Source organism: Phocaeicola faecicola, assembly GCF_013618865.1.
In the GTDB taxonomy this organism is placed as follows: domain Bacteria; phylum Bacteroidota; class Bacteroidia; order Bacteroidales; family Bacteroidaceae; genus Phocaeicola; species Phocaeicola faecicola.
In genome coordinates this window covers 15,479-37,903 of the sequence record NZ_JABSOE010000047.1, presented here as the reverse complement: position 1 = coordinate 37,903, position 22,425 = coordinate 15,479, and the positions used below count along the sequence as shown (strand labels likewise).

Below are 22,425 nucleotides of genomic sequence, written 5' to 3'. Positions count from 1 at the left end.
ACCTGATTGGTAGTAAGAGTGAAGAAAAAACAGTTTTTCATCTTCACGATAAAGCTTTCGTTTTGAAGTCATAATAGTAACACATTTATTAGTTTGTAAATGTGTCTACCTATATCAGGATAAGACATAAGCATTTTTTCTTTCCATGGTATTGTGACTATGCGGAGAGACAGCCCTTTGACGAAATAAAACATCGCCACACACTCAAAGAGGTTGGCGATGTCGCAGAGGGGCGGTATGATTGGAAAATTGAAAGAGGGCGAGGTGGAGTCACCCTATAATGGTTATTGCCAAAAAAACACAGAATCGCTAAAAAAGACCATTTTGTTTCTGTTTTGTTCCTTGAAATTGAATATGTATTTATTTATATTTGATTGATTTTTAGTTTATTATTATTGGCTTTATGAAATTTTCCAGGTTTTCAACTTACAAGATAAGCATAACGCTTCTTCTTTTTCTCGTATGTCTTGTTTTTCTCGTATGTCTTGTTTTTCTCGTATGTCTTGTTTTTCTCGTATGTCTTGGAAAGAGTTACCTCAATCCATCTACAAAAATACAGAATTTTATTGAAATCCAATCAAGTACCATCGAATTACATCCTAAATCCTCTACTTTTTCTTGGTTCTTCTGCTGATTTACGTAGTCCTTGCTGTAATTTTTCCAATTGTTCTTTGAACCATTCTCCAATCGGCCGCCTGTTTATGGTCAGAACCAGTTTGCCGTCATCGGTTGGATTCTTTTCTACTTTGAAAATATCATTCTTGATGTCAAACTTCCGCCTGTGCTCTTCGGAATAAATCCTGCCATTGCATCTGATAGCTTCTTTCTTTGTCAGAAGGCTCTCTATCATTTCTTTGGTGAAGCCGATGGCAGCGCACAACTTTTCCATCCTCAACATCTCCCTGAGCATCGGAAACCACTTGAAAGCCTTTTCAAGCAAGGTATTCAGCCGTGATATTTCCTTGTCTTTGGCTTCAAGTTCCTGATTGTGTATTCCTTGCAGGTTGCGTATCTGCTTGCCGTGCTGTTCCTGCATGTGTCGCATTTGGGCTTTCAGGTCATCAATTCCCTTATCCCGTTTGGCTATTTCCTGATGCAATACTTCATTGGACTGCTCCAGCTTCTTCATTTTTCCGCTGCCGAAAAGAGAACCTACTCCGCTTACAATGACCGTAGCGGCATCGGTGGCTGCGCCTTTGAGCTTGTCCGTGCGTATTTCCGATTTCACCTGACGGAGTTCTTGTTCGGCAAGATTCACTTGCTGTTCCTTATGCCGCTTTACGGCTTCAATGCGTTGCAGTTCGGCTTTTTGTTTCTCAATGATAAAATCGTTCCTCTCCAGATGTTCTTTGCCTGTTACGGCCTTTGACTGTCCACGCTCCATCAACAGAATGTCGGATGCCAAGCTTTGCATTTCGGTCATGTCCTCATCATTGAGCTTTCGGCTCTTTCCTGTATCATGGTTCATCCAGTCAAATACAATATGGGCATGGTAATTCGGCTTGAACCATCTTTCTCCTACTTGGAAACTCTCTTTGTCCTCCGGGTCAGGCTGTCCGTTCAGCCAATGTCCTTCGTCTTTGTGCAGGAAAATTTGGAGCGGTGTGATGCCCCAGCGTTTTTGGCATTCTTCACCGAATTTACGCACATCCTCCAGCGTGGTGTCCGGTCTGATGAGCAATACTCCCTCACGGATGGGCGAGCATCCCGCCACCTTGATAATTTTTCCGTTCTTCCCTTTGCGCTCACGCTCCTTTTCCTGCATGGCGCGTCCTGTTTTTTCCTTGACCATGCGTTTGATGTTCTCATAGTGCGTCTGCAATTCGGGACTGCCGAAATCCGGATTTATCCACTGTTCATTATCAGGCGTAAGGTCAGGCACGATGTAAATTTTGGACTTGCCGATGTTGCGCATATACTCGGCAGTTCTCCGGTTATGAGCCTCGCTTGATGCCACGTTGCAAGGCTTGATATGTATGCTTGATTTTGTTGCCATCTTTTCAATTTTTGATTCGGTTATTACTAATTTTGTTTGCTGCTTCCCGCTCATAACCGCAGGGGGGTCTTAGGGGTGTAACCCATAAGCGGAGTTTCCAAAGAGAGGGTCACTCTTTGGTCGGGCTGCATAGGGCTGAAAGCTCTTGCCGGGTTCTTAGGGCAGCGTCCTAAGCCCCTCGGGAGAGCCCACAACTACGAAAGCGAAGCGTGTAGTTATAGTGGGCTATAACCGGAAGCCTTTCGATTTCTTGGATAACGCATCATTCCTCTTTTTGACGGATTGCATTTGCTCTTTTCTATCCGCCATGCGTTTCTGCAAATACTCGTTCAGGTCTTTGCATCCGCTGTAGATTTGTGAAGCGTCCCGTATATTCCGGGTGTTGTCGTATTCCTTGCGGATTTGCTGAAGGGCTTCCATTCCTGCACGGTCATTGTCAAAAAAACAGTGGATTCGCTCATAGCTTCCCAATGGATAAAGTGCTTTGGAAACATTGGCAACAGAGTTCAGAACCATGTAATCCTGCCTGTCGAAGTCAGGGTGTTGCGGACAGTTTTCGAGCCGTAGGGTCAGAAATGAGAGGTAGTCCATAAATCCCTCGAAAATGAAACACGTGCCCTTTGGCTCTCCCGACTGTCTGATGTGGGATATTTCCTTCGGTGCGATACAGCCCTTGAAATATCGGTTGCGGATTTCATAGCCGCCCGACATGTTGGGAAATGCAATGGCGAAGTACCGTTTGCCGTTGTGCGTAAACCGCGCTTCCTTACATTCTTTTTTCGCCAGTGCCGGATTTATTCCCCTTTCCTGCAAGTAAGCGAGCAAGGCAGGAGAAGAAAGCGGCACAATTTCCAACTGTTGGAAACTCGGCTCTGTAAATGACTGCTTGCGAAAAGAGAAAGAAAAAGAAACGGGGCGCACGTGCGGTACCTGTTCCTCTATGCGTTTCAAAAGGTACGGCACGCTGTCCGTTGCGTAGAGGTGCGAAGCCAGTGCAATGATGTCGCCGCCCTTGCCGAGCGCAAAATCATACCATTGGTTCCGCTCGGTGTTCACCTTGAACGATGCTTCGGTTTCTTCCCTGAACGGTGATTTGTACCAGAGATTGATACCCTGTTGCTTCACCGGGCTATATCCCAAGCTGTGAAGGTATTCTTCCAGCCTGATTTGTTTTGCTGTCTGTATGTCCATAAATGATTGTCTTTAACGGTTATTGTTTGTTTTTCTTTTCGCCAGTACCTGTTTATAGGTTACTGGCTGTATAACCACTTCACTTTATTGTCGTATATATAGGATACGGCTTAAAGTGAAGCGGTTGGGTGTGCCCCTGAACCACTTCGCTTTATCCTAATATATAGACCCGGAGAATAAAGTGAAGTGATTGTGAAGAAGCGGCTCAATAGTGGAAATCCGGCATGTACCTGTACTTCCTGCCATTCTCCTGCACTATCATCCGCTTGTTCTTCAACACTGTGATGAGTTTGACCAGCTTGTTGTCGCTTAACGGAACACCCACCAAGGCATACGACTCTTTCAATGCTTTGCCCAGTTCCTTATATCCGTATTCGTCCTGCAACGAAAATGCTGCTTCCAGTGCTATCCGGTGTTGTTGCTCGGAAATGTCCTTGCAGGCATCAAACCTTTCGCCTTGGGGTCTGCCGGGTGCTTTGGCTTCTGTCTGGTAATCCTCTATCAGTTCAGGCAATGCCCTGTCATTGATACGGAAGGCAAACGGTTCGAAGTCCATCGCACGGATGTGCATGGCGGAAACCTTGCTTATGTCCCCGTTGCTCTTGTCCTTTTCAACGAGCAGCACGGTTTCAGCCTTGTTGTTCAGTTCCGTGCCGATATGTCCCCTCGCGTTCTCATCGCCCTTGTTCTGGTGGAGTATCGTGTGGATATGTATCTGCCTGTCGTCCGTCCACTGCATCAGTTTCGATATGATGCGTGTCGATTCGCTGGGGCTGTTGATGTCATACACCATGTCACGGATACCGTCTATCACCACCAGACCAAGGTTCGGCGTATGGTAGATTGCCTGTTCGACAATCCTTATGCGCTGCTCCGGCGTATATTTCCGCAGGGCAAGGAACTCAAGGTTCTCGTTGTCCCTGTCATCGGGCAGCCCTGCCATGCGCATGATGCGTTCCATCACATTCAGGCAGTGGTGAGGGCTTTGTTCCGTATCAACGTAAAGTACTTTCCGCTTGGCTTCGGGAAGTTCAGCCGCATACCGGAGTACCGTGCCGTTCTTCAATGCAGCAGCCACGATAGCCGACACATTGAATGTCTTCTTGCTTTTGGCCTTTCCGATGGATGCGCTGAAATTTCCCAGCGTGCCGATAACGGAACCTTTCACGCTGAGGATTTCGGGCGCTTTCTCGTATTTTCCCGACAGGCTCAACCGTGAGGCTTGCCAGAGGATTACCGCCTGTTCGTCCGATATTTCCCGGATGTCTTTCATATAGTCCATAGCAATGCCTCCCATTACTTGCGTCCACCAGTTTTCTTTCCTGCCAGTTCAAGGGCAAGTTCCGCATCCACGATAATCTTGCGTCCTATCTGGGTGATAGCCTTGTCTATCCTTCCGCTTTTCTTTATGCGGTTGGCGGTAGGCAGGCTGCACCCGAACAGTTTGGCTATGCCGAGTATTCCGTACACATATTTCCTGCTTGTGTCCGTTACGGGCTGCGGCTGCGCTTCCGGCTGACCGGATGCGTGCCTGCTTAACATGATGAACTCTTCGCCTGTCATCTGCCAGACGGGTTTGGATAATAACTCTTGTAGATTTTGCATGGTTCTACTTTTTTTGATTCAACAATCAGCCCTGCGCACTGGCTGTTATTTCTGTTCTCGAACGATGCAAAATTAGGTAGGGTTATGGGTGGTAAGGATGGGGACGGTATAATCCGAATATCGCTGTATCTTATTGAATATCAGAAAATAAAAATACCACTCAAAAAATAAATTTGAGTGGTAAAAGTGGAACTTTCGTAAAATATCAGGATATGTCACCGATTATCTGAATATATGTTCCATTTCTTTAGCGAATTTCTGGTTGCTGTCACTCGGAAAATCGGAAACAGGCTCCTTGTACTTTGACTTGTAATAGCTGTCGTCAATATCCAGCAGTTCCAGTATTCCGGCTTTCCATTTTTCCCTGTCCTGTTTGGAGAGTTTCTCGCCCATCAGAAATATCAGATAACATACACGTATTTTCTCTCTCGGTTTGATTTTCAGCTTGCAGTTACAAGGGTGCAGGTTCATGTTGGCATAAAAATCCGGTGCGGAAATTTCCTCGAACTGTTCTCCAACACATACCTCATGAATGAGCGAAAGCAATTTCATGCTGAAATACTCTTGTTGTTCATCCGCCGTTTCCTGCTGACTGATTGGCTTGCCCGGCTCGTCCTGTCGTTTCCCGTCAGGAATGTATTTCTTCAATATATCCAGAAAAAGGCAACTTTGGCGGTATATGTCCGCACAACGGTTCTTCATATATTGGAATGCCTCCTTTCTTGTTGCCTTTTGCAGGTCATAGAGTTCGTTCAGTTTGGCTTTTTCCCTGTCGTATTCAGCCTTGCAGCGTTCATATTCTTTCTCTGCCTGCTTTTCTTCTTCGGCTGTATGTTCCCTGTAGCCAATGGAATCATACCTGTTGTTGGCTTCATTCAGCGGCTTGCTCAAGCTTCTTGTAACATCCAACTGGGCTTCAATTTCAAGGGAATATCTTTCCAAATGCTGATGGCAAACACGCTCTACGGCACTGTCACTTATGGGGCGTGTTTCATAGGCCTGTATGCTCTTTTCAATTTCGGTTTTCAGGCTGTTGAGTATCAAGGTGTATTGTTCTTTTTGCCTGTCAAGCACCAGTTCAAGGATAGCTGCCTCAAAAGACTTCATGTCATTGTATTCCTGACAGAAATCAAAAATGAATTTCTGCCTGTCGAAAGAGAAAACGTAATTGTCTATATAGTCCCTGTATATTCTGTTGAGTTCCCCGTATCGGGGAATCATCGTCTGTATATTGTCTGCCATAGGTACCTTACTTTTGCTTGTTCTTTTCTTTGTCAAGAAGCATAGTCAGTTCTTCTTCCACCTGTTCTATGCTCGGCAACGCCGATTTTAGGTTCTCCGGCACAGCCTTGCTGAGCTGATAGTCACTGATGCCGATAGGCTGGTCATAGCCTGTCAGCGCATATTGTGCTACAATCTCATCCTTACCCTTGCACAACAGCAGTCCGATGGTCTTATTGTCGTTCTCTCCCCTCAACTTGTCATCCACTACATTGATGTAAAAATTCAACTGTCCTGCATATTCCGGTTTGAACGGGGTCGCTTTCAGTTCCACGACCACATAGGCATGAAGTTTTATGTTATACAGGATTAAGTCGGCATAGAAATCGCTGTCGCCAATCTGGAAATGCTTCTGTCTTGCGACAAAGGCGAATCCGTTGCCCATTTCCAAAAGATAACGGGTAACATGCTTCACCAACTGTTCTTCTATGTCCCTTTCGTCCGCACGTTCTTTGGCTCCTGCCAAGTCAAAGATATACGGGTCTTTCAACAGGTAATTGGCAAGGTCGCTTTGAGGTACAGGAAGCGTGGCGGTAAAATTATTGACTTTACGGCTGTTGATTTGCCGTTCGTACAATTTGCTTTCAATCTGCATTTTAAGGACATTACTGCTCCATCCCATTTCCACAGATTGCTTCATATACCAGTAATCGACACCTAACGGAAGGGAACTGTTCAGCAGAATCACATGGCTTGCCCAATTGATTCTTGCGACAGGTGATGCCAGGAACAGTTTTTCCATGTCCTCAATCGGTACTTGATAAACGGCGGCTACTGTTTGGACTACATCCTGAATTTGTGCAAGAGGTTCTTGCACAATTGCAATTTCCTTATTGTCTGAGGATTGAATTTGCGCAAGAGGCTCTTGCGTAAATGTCATATTGTTCAGGCCTTGAAGTTCATCCGTGATTTTCTGCACACTTGGAGTAAGTAATTTCGCATCGGTTTCTATAAAACTCCGTAATGCGCCCAATGGATAGGAGCGTGCGAACTGGCACATATAAGCCAAGTTCCTGACCGAATACCCTTTCTTTTCAGGATAGTTGAACCGTATTGCTTGTGCCAGTCTTTTGATGACCTTGCCGCCCCAGCCCTGTCGGTTCTGGTGGTACAGGATATAATTGCCCATCTTCCAATAGTGGAACAGCATCTGCGCATTGGCTGCACTGATGAGCCGGACTTGCGCCTGCTCTATTTCTGACCCGATGGCATTGACAAAAGCCTCGAAACTTCTTTTCTCTATATTGTTATCGTTGTTGCTCATTGTTGTATGTATTGAAAGTTACAAAGGTAAGCCCAATTACAGGTTTTCCATGAAACTTGCTGATTGTTTTTACAGTTGGTTGAATTTGTTCATCGCATTGGCTTTCACATCATCGGCGATGTCTATGTAGGGTTTCATCGCCTTGTAGTCGCTATGTCCTGTCCATTTCATCACTACCTGTGCCGGAATACCGAGAGCCAGAGCGTTACAGATGAAAGTCCTTCTCCCGGCATGGGTGCCCAGCAATGCGTATTTGGGTGTAATGGTGTCTATACGGCTGCTTCCTTTGTAGTAGGTTTCACTTACAGGCTCGTTGATTTCGGCAAGTTCGCCCAGTTCCTTCAAATAGTCATTCATCTTTTGGTTGCTTATGACAGGGAGAGCCTTGTGCCCCTCAAATTCCACACCCTTGTATTTGTCGAGTATTGCCTTGCTGTGGTTGTTAAGCTCGATGATAAGCCTTTCTGCGGTCTTTACCGTGGTGATTTCTATATATCCGTCCCTGATGTCGCTTTTCTTCAGATTATGCACGTCCGAATACCGGAGTCCGGTAAAGCAACAGAACAGAAAGACATCCCTCACCCGTTCAAGATATTGCTTTGTGTCGGGTATCTGATAATTTTTGAGTTTGTTCAGTTCTTCCCAAGTGAGGAATATCACCTTTTTCGGTGTGCTTCGCAATTTGGGGTTGAAATCTTCATAGGCATTGTTCATGCAATACCCTTTCTTGGTACACCAGCGCAGAAACCATTTCAGATAAGCGACTTGTTTCATGATGGATGTGTTCCGCATATCTTCGGTGTCTTTCAGGAAATTCACATACTTTGTTAGCTTGGGCTCGTCCAACGATTCAAATGTCAGCCCCTTGTCGAATTTTTCAAGATGTTTCCTGACTGCGGCAAATTTCTCATAGGTGGCATCAGACCAGCCGTTTTGCGTACCGCACTCCTTGATGAACTCATCAAACACCTCCAAAGGCAGAAATACGACCGGAGCCTGTTCCTCATCTTCCTTTTTTTCATTGTGCAATCTGTTGAATGCGTCCTTTACCTGCTCGGTAGTCGGCATGAATCCCTGCACCTCAAACTCCTTGAATATATTCTGGATTTCGGTGTAGTATTTCAGCAAGTCCGCATTGATTTCCGATGCACTTTGCTTCAGCTTGTTGGTGCATCCGTTCTTTACACGCTGCTTGTCGGCATCCCATTTGGCAACATCAATGCGGTAGCCTGTTGTGAACTCAATGCGGTGGCTGTCAAAAACAACACGCATACGGATAGGGACATTCTCCACGATTGGCACTCCGTTCTTCTTGCGGCTTTCCAATGAAAAGATGATGTTTCTCTTGATGTTCATAGCTGGGTGTATTAAAATCAACACCCAAATATACACCCAATAATTGAAACAGCAAAAGGTATTTAATGATATTTAGTAATATAGTTGATTTGTAATAACTTGATTATTATCAACATATTGCAGCTTTGTGAGATTTCTTGATTGTGTAAGTTAAAGTCCCGTCCGCACCGCATTGAATCCTCTATTCCTTCCCGGATAGAGGATTTTTTGTTACCTTTCTCTTCGGAATATCTGGGTGAAGATGTAAAAAAAATGTCATAATAGTTCCTTTTTTTATTCCTTTAATCACATAAATGCATTGTATGGTATAATTTTCTGTATTACTATATTCTTACGCTTTATTTTATTTTATAGTTTTGTAAAAAATTATTAAAAGATAAAGTTATGAGAGTAAAAAATTTTTGGTTGGGTATTTTCTTGACAGTGATGGGAATATCCTCATGTTCAAAAGATGAGGCATCTTACGAAACTGGTGCCATTGGTATTGCAGATGAAGAGGCACAGAGCAATCCTTCTATCGGAGGAACTCCGAATATCAGTATTCCTAACTTCCAGACGTTCATTGAAGAAGGTTCAGACAATAAAGTATTGCGTCTGAGTCTGACCGGTATCCAGACACCGGACAAAGACTGGATGAAGTTGTATGGAACCAATCATGCTGAACAGAACGTATGGGTGGAAATCGACGGAAAGCCGAAAGCTGTGACTGTTGTTAACGCTGATGAAGTGGCTTCACGTGCCAGCAAGGCAAAGGCTGATGTGGTATTCCTGGTTGACAACTCCGGAAGTATGGGACAGGAAGCCAATACGGTAGCCCGTGAAATTCTGGACTGGTCTGCAAAAATCTCACAGGTCATGGACGTACAGTTCGGTTGCGTAGGTATTGACCATAGTTTTGTAAATGGTGCATTGAACATTACCGATGTAGAGACATTGCATACATATTTGGAACGTTCTACAGGCAGAGGCCGTACGGTAGGTTTTGGCGGACCGGACAAAAATGAACTGGAAGCTGCTGCGCAGCAGTACAGAACTGCCGGGGGAGAATGTGGAGGTATCATGTTGCATTTTGCGGATGAGAACTTTGCGTTCCGTCAGGGAGCCAACCGTATTTATGTACACTTTACAGACGAGCCGAACCAGCCGGGCGGACATGCAGAATGGTCGGTTGAAACTGTAAATCCGGAATCTGAATACTATAACTGGAACGTAAATAAAGGTACGATACATACTATTTTCAGCGATTTGAACGGATATCCGGAAGAAACATACCGTTGGAGAGACTTGTATGAGGAAAAGCCTTGGCTCTTCAGTATCTATACAGGTGGTACCAACATCCGGACAGATGCTTCCTTCACCGATGTTTCTTTGAATGACCTGCCGGTTACCGGAGCAATTACCAACTCTTATATTCTCCGTCTGAACCTGACAGAAGATATGTTGTCGGGTACTCACACCGTAAAGATTACTATCCTGACCAAGGACGGTGCTGTAAAGGGTGAGCAGATTTATGAAAATGTGACTTTTGGAGCGTAAGATGAATTGATAAACACCATTCAGGGTGTATCCGAACTGTTTCAGTTTCGGATACACCCTGATTTTTTATCTGTATACTGAATATAAAGGTCTCAGAAGAACGATTGCCCGCCCGGTAGAGACTAGGCTGTCCGGAAGTCAGGAATTGCTCTCGCTGCCCTTTTTCAGCAGTCGTCTGCTCAGGAAGCGTACCGGATACCATACCGACAGGAAGCCGACCACCAGCACGGTGACAAACACAAGTATCACGTCGGTGGCGTGTACGCTGACCGGATAGGCATCGACTACGAAACTGCCTGAATTACCCAGGGAAATGAGTCCGTATTCCTGTTGGAGCCAGCACAGCAGGATACCCAGAAGGACACCGGAGATGGCTCCGAAGAAAGTAATCATCCGTCCTTCGAACAGGAAGATGCGGGTAATCTGCCGGTCGTCGGCCCCCAGATTGCGCAGGGTAACCACATCCTCTTTCTTGTCGATGATCAGCATCGACAGCGAACCGATGACATTGAAGCAGGCAATCATCAGAATGAAGGTCAGGAAGAAATAGGAGATGAGTTTCTCGATTTCCATGATGCGGTACGTATCGGCTTGCTGCTCGTAGCGTGTCTGTACCCGGAAACCGTCCCCCAACAGTTCCTGAATTTGTTTCTTTACGGCTTTCTCGTCCGCCCCGGCCTTCAGTTTCAGGTTGACGGCAGACACCTCATCGGTATACTGGAACAGTTCTCTTGCAAATTTCAGTGAGGTAAGCAGGTAAGATCCGTCGTACTTTTCCTGATTGACGGCAAATACCAGTCCGGAAGCAAACAGTTGTCCCGTGGTAAAACTGCCCGAAGGATTGGCCAGGTTGACTTTGGCGCCACGGCGGGGAGCGTATATTTCCCAGGGATCCAGGAAACGTATGCCCGATTCAAGGGTGGATACGAGCTGGATGCCCGGTATCACGTAATCCACCACTTCGTCGTGCAGTTTCAATTCTCCTCTTCCGAACAGGATACTGTCGATGGGCGTGAGCCGGTCGAAATTGTCTTCTACACCTTTCAGTACGGCCATTGTCTGTCGTCCCTTATACTGAATCATGACATTGTCTTCGAGCGATTCGGAAAAGACCTCGATTTCCGGCAAGGCTTTGACACGGAGGATTCTTTCGTCTGTATTATGGAATACTTTGCCTTGGATGGCAGTGATTTTAAGCTGCGGGTCGAATGCCGTGAAGAAGGTAGCCACCAGGTCCTGAAATCCGTTGAAAACCGAAAGCGTACACACCAGTGCCAGGGTGGCCAGTGCCACACCGCATACCGAGATGGCGGAAATGATGTTGATGGCATGGTGCGACTTCTTTGAAAAGAGATACCTGCGGGCGATGTAAAAAGGAAAATTCATATATCGGAGCTGCTTGTTCAAAAAGGCAAAGGCACATAGAGCCCTGTGCGAAGACGCGTTCCATGTGCCTTGTACCGGTCAAGGATAATCTGTATATCAGACAGTTATTTTTTCAATAATTCGTCAATGTGTGCGGCGTAGTCTAGTGAGTCGTCGACAAAGAACTTCAGTTCGGGAATGATGCGCAACTGATGGCGTACCCGGTTGCCCAGCTCAAAGCGGATGGACTTCATGTTGTCGTTGATGTTCTTTACGATTTCCTCGCTTCTTTCCGACGGGAAAACGCTGAGGTATACGCGTGCATAACTCATGTCGGGACTGATGCGGACAATACTGACGGAAACCAATACTCCCGGCATCGATTTGGTTTGCAGCAAGAAGATTTCACTGAGCTCTTTCTGGATGAGACGTGAAATTTTGTTTTGTCTGGTTGTTTCCATACTTATATTATATATAAATTTATTTTTTACGGATAATGGTTAGACCGTCACGCAGGGGAAGTATCACTTTCTCTACGCGTTCGTCGCTTGCGACCAGGTCATTGAAATTCTTGATACCGATGGTCTGGGTATCGGTGGCATGGGGATGCTCCTCCAGTACGTGGCCATCCCACAGGGTATTGTCGGCTATGATATAGCTTCCGGAATTCATCTTCGCGAGAATCATCTCGTAATACTCAATGTAGTTACGCTTGTTTCCGTCTATAAAAGCCAGGTCAAAACAGATATCCATCTGCGGAACGATTTTCAGGGCATCGCCGATGTAGAAACGGATTTTGTCTGCATAGGGAGAGTTCTCCAGCCAGGGGCGGGTAAAGTCTTCCTGTTCGTCGTTGATCTCAAAGGTGTGAAGCATGCCCCCTTCCTCCAGTCCTTCGGCCAGACAGAGTGCCGAATACCCGCTGTATGTACCTATTTCGATGATCTGTTTGGGGCGTATCATCTGTACAAACATCTTGAGCATCCGTCCCTGAAGATGTCCGGAAGCCATTCGCGGACGCAGCAGCTTGACGTGCGTGGCACGGTACAAGGCCTTCAGATATTCTCCTTCCGGGTCTATGTGGCTAAGGATGTAATCATCCAGTGCATCTGTTTCTTTCATTGTGCAGCATTTAGGAAAAAGAAATGCAGAAAACGAAAGCAGGCGCGATTAACCCCTCCTTCATTTCCTGCATTTTCTATCTTGTATCAGTTAATTATAGATAGCGGTTACGGTTGGGCAACACATATTCGCCGGCATTTTCCAGCACATCTTCTACCTGATTGATTTCGAGGAATGAAGTATGTGTACCTTTCTTACCTCCACTCAGGTAAGCCACCATGTCTTTCGGAGACAGTACTCCGTCGGCAAGCAGTTTGCGCAAAGCTGTGAAATAATATTCCTGACCGCTGGCCTTCTCAGGCATGTAGATAGCTTCTACACCGTATGAAAGAGCCAGGTGACGCATGGTCTTTTCCTTGTAACAGATAGCCAGTACCGGATATTTTCCACGGAAGGCAGCCAGGTTGCGTGCAGTCAGTCCGCTGAAGCAGTCGGTGATGATGGCACGGATCGGCATCAGGTTAGTGGCACGTACAGCCTGCTTTGCAAGGAATGCAGTTACGTCGGTATTTTCCGGTGTCAGAGGAATCTGGATATCGTTTTCTTCCATCTTGTCTTTTTCTGCCTGGGCAGCTACCTTGGCCATGGTCTTTACAGCTTCTACCGGATATTTTCCGTAAGCCGTTTCACCACTCAGCATCAGGGCATCTGTACGGTAATAGATGGCATTGGCGATATCGGTCACTTCGGCACGTGTCGGACGCGGATTGTTGATCATGGTGTGCAGCATCTGGGTTGCCACGATAACGGGCTTCTTGGCCAGGATACATTTTTTAATCAGAATACGCTGGATACCCGGAATGCGTTCCTGAGGAACTTCGATACCCAGGTCACCACGTGCTACCATGACTCCGTCGGCTACTTCGAGGATTTCATCGATGTTGTCTACACCTTCCTGGTTTTCAATCTTCGCAATGATCTTGATGTCACTGTTGTGCGCATCCAGAATCTCGCGGATATCCAGTACATCCTGTTTGTTGCGTACGAAAGAATGGGCAATGAAGTCAATGTCCTTCTCGATGGCGTAAAGTATGTTGTTGCGGTCTTTCTCGGTAAGTGAAGGAAGATTGATTCTCACTCCCGGTACGTTGACGCTCTTGCGGCTTCCCAAAGTGGCATCGTTGCAAACTTCGCAAAACAGGGTTGTTTCGTTCTTGTCCAACACTTTCAGTTCCAGTTCTCCGTCGTCAATCAATACCCGTGCATTTACCGAGAGGTCATGAACAAAGTTGGCATAAGTTACGGAAATGCATTCGCGGGTAGTTTCCTGGTCCGGATTGCCTACGATTTGCACTTTGTCACCTGTCTTGAAATCAATCGGACCTTCTGCACTGGCTGTGGTACGTACTTCAGGGCCTTTTGTATCCATCAGAATACCGATACGGTTTGAAACTTCGCGGACATTGGCTATCAGTTTTTCAAATCCTTCGCGACTGGCATGTGCCGTGTTCATTCTGACAACGTTCATACCTGCATTAAAAAGATCTCTGATAAAATCCACTTCACAGCGCAAGTCCGAAATGGACGCTACGATTTTTGTTTGTTTGAGCATCATATAAATTTATTTAATCTGAAATTGTTTTTTTATGTTGTAACAAGGCTTCTATTCCCAAGCGGTATGAGTCAAGCCCGAATCCGCAGATCACCCCCAGACAGGCACAGGATATCATGGAGCGATGACGGAACTCTTCCCGCGCATGGACGTTTGAGATATGGACTTCAATGACAGGGGCGGTCACGGCGCGGATGGCGTCCTGAAGGGCGATTGAAGTGTGGGTGTATGCCCCGGCATTCAGGATGATTCCGTCGTACGAGAATCCTGTCTCATGAATCTTGTCGATGAGGAATCCTTCGGTGTTCGACTGGTAATAGTCCAGCTGCAACTCCGGATATTGCATTCTCAAATCAGTCAAATAATCTTCGAATGTCCGGCTCCCGTAGATAGAAGGTTCACGCTTTCCCAATAAATTGATATTGGGACCATTGATTATTTGTATTCTTCTTCTTCCCATTCGAATAAAATATTTAATACATTTGCGAAAAAATTTGGGACAAAGATACGAAAAAGAAATGAAAACCCGAGAAAAAAGCGAAAAGATAATAATAAAGTATAGGCAATATTTGAAACTGGAAAAGGGCTTGTCGGAAAATACGGTCCAGGCTTATTTGACGGATTTGGATAAACTGATGGCTTATCTGACGCTCGAGGGGATTGATTATACCGAGGTGACGCTGGAGCATCTGGAGCATTTTTCGGCGGGGCTTCATGACATCGGGATTCATCCGAGGTCGCAGGCCCGCATTCTTTCCGGCATACGGTCTTTCTATCAGTTTCTGCTGCTGGAGGATTATATCGAACAGGATCCGTGCGAACTGCTGGAGTCTCCGCAGATCGGAAAACATTTGCCCGATGTGCTGACGGTGGAGGAAATCGATGCCCTGATCGGGCAGATCGACCGGAGTACGCGGGAGGGGCAGCGCAACTGTGCGATTCTGGAGACGCTGTACAGCTGTGGATTGCGAGTGTCGGAACTCTGCAACCTGAAAATCTCCGACCTGTATCTGAACGAAGGATTTATTAAAGTGGAGGGAAAGGGAAACAAGCAGCGCCTGGTACCTATTTCTCCGAGGGCCGTTTCGGAACTGAAAAACTATTTTCTGGACAGGGAACAGGGACTGATCAAGCCGGGATATGAAGATTTTGTATTTATCAGCCGGTTCGGGAAAAACATTTCCCGCATCATGGTGTTCCATATCATCAAGGAACTGGCAGCGGCCATCGGACTGAAGAAAAGTATCAGTCCGCATACGTTCCGGCATTCGTTTGCCACACATTTGTTGGAAGGCGGTGCCAATCTGAGGGCGATACAGTGCATGCTGGGGCATGAAAGCATCGGAACGACTGAAATTTACATGCACATCGACCGGACGCTTTTACGGCAGGAAATCATTGAACACCATCCGAGAAACCGGAAAAAAGACCTGGAAGCCTAGTTTTTATTCAACTAAATCAATTTTTCGATTACTTATTTGAAAAAAAATAAGGAATAGAGAACTATTATATAGAGTTTTTCTTATCTTTGCCTCGAATATTGTGATGAATATATAGAGATAAAATTCATAATATAAACCTAATATTAAAAATCATGATTAGAAAGTTGTATTTGCCTTTAGTGGCATTGTTAGTCCTCGCATTTTCTTCATGTAAGAAAATGGGTGAATTGTCTGCTGACTACTTCACAACTAACCCTGAAGTATTGGAAGCAGTAGGAGGTAAGGTTCCTGTTACAATTACAGGTAAGTTCCCTGAAAAATATTTCAAGAAGAACGCTACTGTAGAAGTAACTCCGGTTTTGAGATGGGACGGTGGTGAAGCTAAAGGCCAGCCGGCTACATTCCAGGGTGAAAAAGTACAGGGTAACGACCAGACTATTTCATACAAGGCTGGTGGTACTTACACAATGAAGGCTTCTTTCGACTATGTTCCTGAAATGGCAAAATCTGAACTGTATTTGGATTTCAAGATCAAAATTGGAAAGAAATCTCATACTATTCCTTCTGTAAAGATTGCTGACGGTGTTATCGCTACATCAGAACTTCCTACTGTAAATTCTGCTAACGCTGCTTTGGCTCCGGATGCATTCCAGAGAATCATCAAACAGGCTAAGGAAGCTCAGATCATGTTCTTGATCCAGCAGGCTAACCTCCGCGCAAGCGAATTGAAATCTGAAGGTTTGAAAGAATTCCACAAACAGGTAGTAACTGTGGCTGGTGACACTAAGAACTATAAACTGAACAACATCGAAATTTCTGCTTACGCTTCTCCTGATGGTGGTGTGAAGTTGAATACAACTTTGGCTGAAAACCGTCAGAACAACACTGAAAAATACATGAACCAGCAGTTGAAGAAGGGTAAGATCGAAACTGAAGTAGATACTAAGTACACTGCTCAGGACTGGGACGGTTTCCAGGAATTGGTTTCTAAATCAAACATCCAGGATAAAGACCTGATCTTGCGTGTATTGTCTATGTACAGCGATCCTGAACAGCGTGAAGCTGAAATCAAGAACATTTCTTCAGTTTACAAGACTTTGGCTGACGAAATCCTGCCTCAGTTGCGTCGTGCTCGCCTGACTGCTAACTACGATGTAATCGGTCGCAGCGACGAAGAAATCAACGAAGCATTCGACACTGACGCTAAGGTATTGAGCGTAGACGAACTGTTGTATGCTGCTACTCTGACTAACGACGAAGTTCGTCAGGAAGCTATCTACAAGAAAGCTATCGAACTGTATCCTTCAGACTTCCGTGCTTATAACAACTTGGGTCTGATGGCTTATGCTAAGGGTGACCAGGCTACTGCTGAAAACTACTTCAAACAGGCTGCCAGCAAGAACGCTAACGCTCCTGAAGTAAACACTAACCTTGGTTTGATCGAACTGGCTAAGGGTAACGTAGCTAACGCTGAAACTTACTTGAGCAAGTCAACTGGTGCAAACACTGCTAACGAAATTCTGGGTAACCTGTATATCAAACAGGGTCAGTATGAACGCGCTGTTCAGGCATTCGGTGATACTAAGACTAACTCAGCTGCTTTGGCTCAGATCCTGGCTAAGGATTACAACAAGGCTAAAAACACTTTGGCTGCTGTGAAGAATCCGGATGCTTATACAGATTATCTGATGGCTATCGTAGGTGCTAGAACAAACAACGCTGACCTGGTTAAGTCAAGCATGGCAAAAGTAGCTCAGAAAGATGCTGCTTTGGCTGCTAAGGCTCAGACAGACCGTGAATTTGCTAAATATGCAAATGAAATCAAGTAATATTTAACTTGATATCTGATAATATTCAGAAAAGGCCGGAACGCATGGTTCCGGCCTTTTTTTGTCTCCGGGCTCTCGGGGGAATAATATGGTGAAAAACATGGAGGATTACGAGAATTTGTGTATTTTCGCAAAAACTATGCGTGAATATGAATAAGTTACTTTTCTTATTGGTCCTGACTGTAGGGTGGGCCGGATGTCAGGGAAATTCGGGTTTTAAACTTCAGGCAGAGCTGGACGATGTACAGTCGGATACCTTGTGGATGGTTTATGATGACCCGATGCTGAAAATAGATACCATTTATACGGAAAACGGTAAGTTTACTTATGAGACGGAAGCGGATACCCTGAACTTGTGCCGCCTGCTCTCTTCGGAAGGAAAAAGCATTCCGGTGTTTGTCTCTCCTAAGGAAAAGATGAAGCTGACAGGTTCTTTTGACGCTCCTGTAATCTCCGGAGAAGGAGAGAATGCGGTTTACGGAGAGTTTCTGAAGAGCATCGATGAAATACGGACGGATACTGCGGCTGTCAGGATGAAGGCCAAGGAATTTGTACGTACGCACCTGCAGTCGTTTGCTTCTGCATACATCATTCATCAGTTCTTTATTCAAAGTACACAGCCCGACCTGGAGGAGCTGGCTTCCATACTGGCTCCGCTGGACGGTATGGTGAAGGACTCTTATATACTGGGTGGGGCACTTGAAGCCATTGCCGATAAAAACAAGACGGTGAACAAGGACTACGTCAGTTATTTCTCCTGCAAAGACCGGAAGGGAAAGTATGTAGCCTGGAATAATGCTCCCGACAGTTATACGCTGATCAACTTCTGGGCAAGCTGGGACCCTCAGAGCCTGGTGGTGAGAGACTCCCTTGAACAGATAGCCCGGAAGTTGCCGGAAAAACAGTTCCGGGTACTGAACCTTTCGCTCGACTATGGAAAGGAGCAGTGGTACAGTCAGTGCAAGGAAGATGCTGAACGGTGGGTAGAGGTCTGCGATTTCAAGGCATGGGACAATCAGGTAATCCGTCAGAACGGAGTGTGGAGGCTGCCAGCGAATATCCTGGTTGACCGGAACCGGAAGATTATCGCAAGAGACCTGTTCCGTCAGGACTTGTACGAAAAGGTGAAGCAACTGACCGATGCTTCAAAGTAAAAATAAAAACAACCGAAAATCTAATGCTAGTCAAACTATTTAGTGCTGCCTTACAAGGTATTGATGCTACTGTCGTAACGATAGAAGTCAACAGTTCGCGTGGAATAAAATTTTTTCTCGTAGGATTACCCGATTCGGCGGTGAAAGAAAGTCACGAACGGATTATTTCTGCCTTACAGGTAAACGGATATAAATTTCCGACCTGCCAGATTGTGGTCAACATGGCTCCTGCGGATATCCGCAAGGAAGGTGCCTCGTACGACCTCCCGCTGGCCATCGGTATCCTGGCTGCAACAGGTGGAGTCGCTGCGGAAAAACTGGGTAAATACATGATTTTGGGAGAGCTGAGCCTCGACGGGACGCTGTTGCCCGTCAAAGGGGCATTGCCCATCGCCATCGCTGCCCGTGCGAAAGGATTCGAAGGTTTCATCCTGCCTCTGCAGAATGCGAGAGAAGCAGCGGTAGTGAATAACCTGAAGGTATATGGAGCCAGTAACATTGTAGAGGTCATCGAATTTTTCAACGGGAAAGATACGTTGACTCCTACGGAGGTAAATACGCGGGAGGAGTTCAGCAATCATCAGGAAAACTTTCCGTTTGACTTTGCGGATGTCAAGGGACAGGAGAACGTGAAGCGTGCCCTGGAAGTAGCTGCTGCCGGAGGACATAATATTCTGATGGTGGGGGCATCCGGAAGCGGCAAGTCGATGATGGCCAAGCGTCTGCCCGGAATCCTGCCTCCGTTTACGCTTTCCGAGAGTCTGGAAACCACGAAGATTCATTCTGTGGCAGGTAAACTGGGAAAGGACTCTTCGCTGATTGCCACACGTCCGTTCCGGAGTCCTCACCATACTATTTCGCAGATTGCAATGGTGGGAGGAGGGGCCAATCCTCAGCCTGGAGAAATCAGTCTGGCCCACAATGGGGTACTTTTTCTGGATGAGTTGCCGGAGTTCAGCCGTTCGGTACTGGAAGTGCTCCGTCAGCCTTTGGAGGACCGGTGTATCACCATTTCGAGGGCTAAATATACGCTGGAATACCCGGCAAGCTTTACCTTGGTAGCTTCCATGAACCCGTGTCCGTGCGGTTATTTTAATCATCCAACCCGTGCTTGCGTGTGCAACATCGGTCAGGTACACCGCTATCTGAACCGGATTTCAGGGCCTCTGCTCGACCGGATAGACATACAGATTGAGATTGTTCCGGTACCGTTCGAGAAACTGGTGGAACAGGCTCCCGGAGAGTCGAGCCGGACCATCCGTGAACGGGTTGTCAAGGCGCGTCAGGTACAGGCCAGACGCTTCGCCCAGGTTCCCGGTGTACATTGTAATGCACAGATGAGTCCTGCCCTCCTGCGTGAATATGCTCAGCCGGATGCTGCCGGAATGGCGCTGTTGCGCAATGCCATGTCGCGCCTGAATCTTTCAGCCCGTGCCTACGACCGTATTCTGAAAGTGGCCCGTACCATTGCCGATCTGGAGGATGCACCTCATGTCCAGTCGCACCATCTGGCGGAGGCCATCAGCTACCGTAATCTGGACCGTGAAAATTGGGCCGGCTAAATCGTTATAAATCTTTGGGCAACTCATATACTTCGCCGAGAAATGACTATCTTTGCAGACGGTATGAAGTAGGTACCAGAAAATGAATATACAATAAAACATATACATATATGGAAAAGAAATTCAAACGAACTACCGTAACATCGGCACTGCCTTATGCAAATGGTCCGGTGCATATCGGACATTTGGCAGGAGTATATGTCCCGGCCGATATCTATGTACGCTATCTGCGCCTGAAGAAAGAAGAGGTTCTCTTTATCGGAGGATCGGACGAGCATGGAGTGCCCATTACCATCCGTGCCAAGAAGGAGGGAATCACTCCGCAGGATGTAGTGGACCGTTATCATACACTGATCAGAGATTCATTCAAGGAATTCGGTATCTCATTCGATACTTATGGCCGCACCAGTTCGGCTACTCATCACGAAATGGCTTCCAACTTCTTCCGTAAGTTGTATGACAAGGGAGAATTTATCGAGAAGACTTCTGAGCAGTATTATGATGAGGAAGCCCATACTTTCCTTGCCGACCGTTATATTACCGGTGAATGTCCCCGCTGCCATGCCGAAGGGGCTTATGGAGACCAGTGCGAGAAGTGTGGAAGCACCCTTTCACCGACAGAACTGATTAATCCTAAGAGTGCAATCAGCGGAAGCAAACCGGTGATGAAGGAAACCAAGCACTGGTACTTGCCGCTCGACAAGCACGAAGGATGGTTGCGCAAGTGGATCCTGGAAGACCACAAGGAATGGCGTCCGAATGTATACGGTCAGTGCAAGAGCTGGCTCGATATGGGACTGCAGCCCCGTGCCGTAAGCCGTGACCTCGACTGGGGTATTCCGGTACCGGTAGAAGGCGCAGAAGGAAAGGTATTGTATGTATGGTTTGATGCGCCTATCGGTTATATTTCAAATACCAAGGAACTGTTGCCTGATTCATGGGAAAAGTGGTGGAAGGATCCTGAAACCCGTCTGGTACACTTCATCGGTAAGGACAACATTGTGTTCCACTGCATCGTATTCCCGGCCATGCTGAAGGCTGAAGGCAGTTACATCCTGCCGGACAATGTGCCGAGCAACGAATTCCTGAACCTGGAAGGAGATAAGATTTCGACTTCACGCAACTGGGCTGTGTGGTTGCACGAATATCTGCAGGATTTCCCTGGCAAACAGGATGTGCTGCGCTATGTGCTGACTGCCAATGCTCCGGAAACCAAAGACAATGACTTTACCTGGAAGGATTTCCAGGCACGCAACAACAATGAGCTGGTAGCTGTATACGGTAACTTCGTGAACCGTGCGCTGGTATTGACTCATAAATATTTTGACGGCAAGGTACCGGCTTGTGGGGAACTGACCGATTACGATAAGGAAACCCTGAAGGAATTTGCGGATGTTAAGGCAGAAGTAGAAAAACTGCTGGATGTATTCAAGTTCCGTGACGCACAGAAAGAAGCCATGAACCTGGCACGTATCGGTAATAAGTATCTGGCTGATACAGAACCTTGGAAACTGGCCAAGACAGACATGGAGCGTGTAGCTACTATTCTGAACATTTCGTTGCAGCTGGTTGCCAACCTGGCCATCGCCTTCGAACCGTTCCTGCCGTTCAGCAGTGAGAAACTGCGTAAGATGCTGAACATGGAAACCTTCGAATGGGAACAGCTGGGACGCACCGACCTGTTGAGCGCCGGACATGCACTGAATAAGCCGGAACTGTTGTTCGAAAAGATTGAAGACAGCGTCATCGAGGCACAGGTACAGAAACTGCTGGATACGAAGAAAGCCAACGAAGCCGCTGCTTATAAGGCGAATCCGATCAAGCCGACTATCTCGTTCGAAGACTTTGAAAAGCTCGATATCCGTGTGGGAACCGTATTGGAATGTGAGGTAGTACCTAAGATGAAGAAACTCTTGAAGTTCAAGATTGCTGACGGTCTGGAGAACCGTACGATTGTCAGCGGTATCGCCCAGCATTACAAACCGGAAGAACTGATCGGCAAGCAGGTATTGTTCATTGCCAACCTGGCTCCTCGTCAGTTCAAGAACGGCCTGGTAAGTGAAGGTATGATTCTGAGTGCTGAGAACTTCGACGGTTCACTGGCGGTTACTTCACTGCTGAAAGAAGTAAAACCGGGAAGTGAAGTGAAATAATCACGATATACACATGT

Annotated in this window: 17 protein-coding genes and 1 pseudogene; 6 read left to right on the top strand and 12 right to left on the bottom strand. The window is 46.4% G+C overall.

Features of this window, described 5'->3' with window-relative positions; translation table 11 throughout:
* Window positions 1–592 precede the first annotated feature (592 nt).
* The 7 genes and pseudogenes from H3001_RS13050 to H3001_RS13020 all read right to left on the bottom strand — a co-directional run bounded on the left by H3001_RS13050 (window position 593) and on the right by H3001_RS13020 (window position 8,748).
* Complete coding sequence (locus tag H3001_RS13050; RefSeq protein ID WP_181215162.1) at window positions 593–1,996, bottom strand: mobilization protein; 1,404 nt, start codon at window positions 1,994–1,996, stop codon at window positions 593–595.
* A 225-nt stretch (window positions 1,997–2,221) separates the two neighbouring features.
* Window positions 2,222–3,187, bottom strand: coding sequence for a toprim domain-containing protein (locus tag H3001_RS13045; protein ID WP_181215161.1), 966 nt, complete (start codon window positions 3,185–3,187; stop codon window positions 2,222–2,224).
* 205 nt (window positions 3,188–3,392) lie between these two features.
* The gene (locus H3001_RS13040) at window positions 3,393–4,469 is read right to left on the bottom strand and encodes an AAA family ATPase (RefSeq protein ID WP_181215160.1); all 1,077 of its coding nucleotides are present in this window, start codon (window positions 4,467–4,469) and stop codon (window positions 3,393–3,395) included.
* Between the two features lie 14 nt (window positions 4,470–4,483).
* Window positions 4,484–4,792, bottom strand: coding sequence for a DUF3853 family protein (locus H3001_RS13035; RefSeq protein ID WP_025892167.1), 309 nt, complete (start codon window positions 4,790–4,792; stop codon window positions 4,484–4,486).
* A gap of 222 nt (window positions 4,793–5,014) precedes the next feature.
* Entirely contained in the window at window positions 5,015–6,034 is a 1,020-nt protein-coding gene (locus H3001_RS13030) for a hypothetical protein (protein ID WP_181215159.1), read from the bottom strand.
* A gap of 7 nt (window positions 6,035–6,041) precedes the next feature.
* A complete protein-coding gene (locus H3001_RS13025) occupies window positions 6,042–7,337 on the bottom strand; it encodes a PDDEXK nuclease domain-containing protein (RefSeq protein ID WP_181215158.1) in 1,296 nt (431 codons plus the stop codon).
* Window positions 7,338–7,406: 69 nt separating this feature from the next.
* Window positions 7,407–8,748: pseudogene (locus H3001_RS13020) on the bottom strand (phage integrase SAM-like domain-containing protein).
* A 329-nt stretch (window positions 8,749–9,077) separates the two neighbouring features.
* On the opposite strand from H3001_RS13020, the gene H3001_RS13015 reads away from it, so the two are divergent.
* Window positions 9,078–10,229 carry a vWA domain-containing protein gene (locus H3001_RS13015; protein WP_181215156.1) on the top strand — a complete coding sequence of 384 codons (1,152 nt, stop codon included), beginning with the start codon at window positions 9,078–9,080 and terminating at the stop codon, window positions 10,227–10,229.
* Between the two features lie 138 nt (window positions 10,230–10,367).
* On the opposite strand, the gene H3001_RS13010 is transcribed toward H3001_RS13015, so the two are convergent.
* The 5 genes from H3001_RS13010 to aroQ form a co-directional block, all read right to left on the bottom strand.
* Window positions 10,368–11,615 carry an FtsX-like permease family protein gene (locus tag H3001_RS13010; protein ID WP_181215155.1) on the bottom strand — a complete coding sequence of 416 codons (1,248 nt, stop codon included), beginning with the start codon at window positions 11,613–11,615 and terminating at the stop codon, window positions 10,368–10,370.
* A gap of 104 nt (window positions 11,616–11,719) precedes the next feature.
* Window positions 11,720–12,055 (bottom strand): 30S ribosome-binding factor RbfA, encoded by a 336-nt coding sequence (gene rbfA / locus H3001_RS13005; protein WP_178244016.1) that lies wholly within the window; start codon window positions 12,053–12,055, stop codon window positions 11,720–11,722.
* Window positions 12,056–12,074: 19 nt separating this feature from the next.
* On the bottom strand, window positions 12,075–12,716 hold the full coding sequence (locus tag H3001_RS13000; RefSeq protein WP_178244018.1) for an O-methyltransferase: 642 nt from the start codon (window positions 12,714–12,716) through the stop codon (window positions 12,075–12,077).
* 94 nt (window positions 12,717–12,810) lie between these two features.
* Window positions 12,811–14,271 carry a pyruvate kinase gene (gene pyk / locus H3001_RS12995; RefSeq protein ID WP_178244020.1) on the bottom strand — a complete coding sequence of 487 codons (1,461 nt, stop codon included), beginning with the start codon at window positions 14,269–14,271 and terminating at the stop codon, window positions 12,811–12,813.
* A 10-nt stretch (window positions 14,272–14,281) separates the two neighbouring features.
* On the bottom strand, window positions 14,282–14,728 hold the full coding sequence (aroQ, locus tag H3001_RS12990) for a type II 3-dehydroquinate dehydratase (protein WP_178244022.1): 447 nt from the start codon (window positions 14,726–14,728) through the stop codon (window positions 14,282–14,284).
* 58 nt (window positions 14,729–14,786) lie between these two features.
* Here aroQ and xerD point away from each other — a divergent pair, with 58 nt between their 5' ends.
* The 5 genes from xerD to metG all read left to right on the top strand — a co-directional run bounded on the left by xerD (window position 14,787) and on the right by metG (window position 22,408).
* Complete coding sequence (gene xerD / locus H3001_RS12985; protein WP_178244024.1) at window positions 14,787–15,710, top strand: site-specific tyrosine recombinase XerD; 924 nt, start codon at window positions 14,787–14,789, stop codon at window positions 15,708–15,710.
* Between the two features lie 152 nt (window positions 15,711–15,862).
* Window positions 15,863–17,539, top strand: a complete 1,677-nt coding sequence (locus H3001_RS12980; RefSeq protein WP_181215154.1) for a tetratricopeptide repeat protein — start codon at window positions 15,863–15,865, stop codon at window positions 17,537–17,539.
* A 149-nt stretch (window positions 17,540–17,688) separates the two neighbouring features.
* Window positions 17,689–18,693, top strand: coding sequence for a thioredoxin-like domain-containing protein (locus H3001_RS12975; protein WP_178244029.1), 1,005 nt, complete (start codon window positions 17,689–17,691; stop codon window positions 18,691–18,693).
* A gap of 23 nt (window positions 18,694–18,716) precedes the next feature.
* Window positions 18,717–20,255, top strand: a complete 1,539-nt coding sequence (locus H3001_RS12970) for a YifB family Mg chelatase-like AAA ATPase (RefSeq protein WP_181215153.1) — start codon at window positions 18,717–18,719, stop codon at window positions 20,253–20,255.
* A gap of 110 nt (window positions 20,256–20,365) precedes the next feature.
* Window positions 20,366–22,408: a methionine--tRNA ligase gene (gene metG / locus H3001_RS12965; protein ID WP_181215152.1), complete on the top strand. Its 2,043-nt coding sequence runs from the start codon at window positions 20,366–20,368 to the stop codon at window positions 22,406–22,408.
* The last annotated feature ends 17 nt before the right edge of the window (window positions 22,409–22,425 follow it).

Excerpts from the sequence above, each read along its gene's own strand:
- H3001_RS13000 (WP_178244018.1), bottom strand. The coding sequence starts at position 12,716 with ATGAAAGAAACAGATGCACTGGATGATTACATCCTTAGCCACATAGAC.
- metG (WP_181215152.1), top strand. The coding sequence starts at position 20,366 with ATGGAAAAGAAATTCAAACGAACTACCGTAACATCGGCACTGCCTTAT.
- H3001_RS13025 (WP_181215158.1), bottom strand. The coding sequence starts at position 7,337 with ATGAGCAACAACGATAACAATATAGAGAAAAGAAGTTTCGAGGCTTTT.
- H3001_RS13040 (WP_181215160.1), bottom strand. The coding sequence starts at position 4,469 with ATGGACTATATGAAAGACATCCGGGAAATATCGGACGAACAGGCGGTA.
- H3001_RS13045 (WP_181215161.1), bottom strand. The coding sequence starts at position 3,187 with ATGGACATACAGACAGCAAAACAAATCAGGCTGGAAGAATACCTTCAC.
- H3001_RS12980 (WP_181215154.1), top strand. The coding sequence starts at position 15,863 with ATGATTAGAAAGTTGTATTTGCCTTTAGTGGCATTGTTAGTCCTCGCA.
- H3001_RS13030 (WP_181215159.1), bottom strand. The coding sequence starts at position 6,034 with ATGGCAGACAATATACAGACGATGATTCCCCGATACGGGGAACTCAAC.
- rbfA (WP_178244016.1), bottom strand. The coding sequence starts at position 12,055 with ATGGAAACAACCAGACAAAACAAAATTTCACGTCTCATCCAGAAAGAG.
- aroQ (WP_178244022.1), bottom strand. The coding sequence starts at position 14,728 with ATGGGAAGAAGAAGAATACAAATAATCAATGGTCCCAATATCAATTTA.
- xerD (WP_178244024.1), top strand. The coding sequence starts at position 14,787 with ATGAAAACCCGAGAAAAAAGCGAAAAGATAATAATAAAGTATAGGCAA.
- H3001_RS12975 (WP_178244029.1), top strand. The coding sequence starts at position 17,689 with ATGAATAAGTTACTTTTCTTATTGGTCCTGACTGTAGGGTGGGCCGGA.
- H3001_RS13010 (WP_181215155.1), bottom strand. The coding sequence starts at position 11,615 with ATGAATTTTCCTTTTTACATCGCCCGCAGGTATCTCTTTTCAAAGAAG.
- H3001_RS12970 (WP_181215153.1), top strand. The coding sequence starts at position 18,717 with ATGCTAGTCAAACTATTTAGTGCTGCCTTACAAGGTATTGATGCTACT.
- H3001_RS13015 (WP_181215156.1), top strand. The coding sequence starts at position 9,078 with ATGAGAGTAAAAAATTTTTGGTTGGGTATTTTCTTGACAGTGATGGGA.
- H3001_RS13035 (WP_025892167.1), bottom strand. The coding sequence starts at position 4,792 with ATGCAAAATCTACAAGAGTTATTATCCAAACCCGTCTGGCAGATGACA.
- H3001_RS13050 (WP_181215162.1), bottom strand. The coding sequence starts at position 1,996 with ATGGCAACAAAATCAAGCATACATATCAAGCCTTGCAACGTGGCATCA.
- pyk (WP_178244020.1), bottom strand. The coding sequence starts at position 14,271 with ATGATGCTCAAACAAACAAAAATCGTAGCGTCCATTTCGGACTTGCGC.